A 1,175-nucleotide genomic window follows, 5' to 3' on the forward strand; every position below is an offset into this window, starting at 1 on the left:
GACTAATTTTTTATGGTTATCTGCTATGGCTTCAAGTACAGAAAACTCTCTTTCAATCGTGGATGCCTCTGCTAGAAGATAAGTAACCTGTATATACATCTTATTAGAACCTTTTTCAGCTATAAAATCCACCTCTTGATCTTCAAGCTTACCTATATAAATCGTATAGCCTCTTCTCCTTAATTCAAGATATACAATATTTTCAAGTGCTTGCCCGATATCCTGTTCATTGTTGAAGTATATTGATCGAAATCCTAGATCATTCATAAAATACTTCTCATTCGTTTTAAGGATTTCTTTCCCTTTTATATTATACCTTGGAATACCATGTACTAAAAATGCACTTTTTGCAGCATCAATGTAATTGTAAATGGTCTCTTTAGATAAACGGCGGCCTTCATTTTTTAGATATTTTGTTATTGAAACTGCCGAAAAAATCTGACTTATATTATGCATCATATACATCATAAACCTTTGAAGAAGTTCTACATCTCTAATATTATGCCGTTTAACAATATCTCTTAACAATATTGACTGATACATATCCATCAAATAATTCTTTGTTGTATTATGATCTTCAAACTGTAATGTACCGGGCATACCACCTGCTCGTAAATAACTAAGAAATACTTCGTCTTTCTTTCCATCTCTTTTTACTGAAATGAGTTCAGAAAAGGACAATGGTAATACCTCAATAGAATAAAATCTACCCGTCAAATAGGTCGCAAGCTCTCCTGAAAGAAGTCTTGAATTTGAGCCCGTAATGAATACCTCTGCAACACCTTCTGCATTCAATGAATTGACGACTTTTTCAAACCCACTTACTTCTTGTACTTCGTCAAGAAATACATAGTATTTTTTATCGGATACCATTTTCTCACGAATGTATTTATTTAGCATTGTATAATCTTTAATCGGCTCAAATTGCATCCATTCAAAATTGATACTAATGATCTGCTCCTTAGCTACACCTTGTTTAATGAGTTCTTCCTGAATCTGCATGAGTAAAGTAGATTTGCCAACACGACGCATACCAAGTAGCACTTTAATAACTTGCTTCCCAAGAACTGATTGGATCTTATCTAAATAGAAAGTTCTTCTTATCTGCAATTGTATCACCTCAAAATAATAGTATCACAGTAAAGTCTTTTATACAAGACTTTACTGTGATAATT

Annotated in this window: 1 protein-coding gene; it reads right to left on the minus strand. The window is 32.8% G+C overall.

Going from position 1 to position 1,175, the window contains the following annotated elements; all coding sequences use genetic code 11:
- On the minus strand, nt 1–1,110 hold a 1,110-nt coding region (locus P0N36_RS15425; protein WP_275843780.1), incomplete at its 3' end, for an ATP-binding protein.
- Nucleotides 1,111–1,175 lie beyond the last annotated feature (65 nt).

This window comes from Petrocella sp. FN5 (assembly GCF_029210395.1).
GTDB lineage: Bacteria > Bacillota > Clostridia > Lachnospirales > Vallitaleaceae > Petrocella.